At 61.7% G+C, this 230-nt stretch carries 1 protein-coding gene; it reads left to right on the top strand.

Annotated elements, in window-relative coordinates; translation table 11 throughout:
* A partial coding sequence (locus ACYP5B_RS48960) for a TrbG/VirB9 family P-type conjugative transfer protein (protein ID WP_459574692.1) occupies positions 1-230 on the top strand: 230 nt, incomplete at both ends.

Raw genomic sequence — 230 nt, 5'->3', positions numbered from 1 at the left:
CTGGTGGTGTTTCCCTACAGCGCGGATCAGATCTTCCGCGTGCTCACCGCCCCGTTGAAGACGACGACGATCGAGTTCGGTCCCGACGAGCAGATCGTGGGCGATCCGGCCTGGGGCGAGAACATCCGCTGGAGCTTTGACACGGACGGCGCGAACCACCTGTATGTAAAGCCGAACGGGCCCGGTCTGGTCAACACGCTGTCGGTCAATACCAACAAGCGCAGCTACGA

The organism is Cupriavidus sp. 8B, from assembly GCF_054589115.1.
The sequence above is the reverse complement of the archived record's forward strand: the minus strand, read 5'-3'. Positions and strand labels throughout refer to the sequence as shown.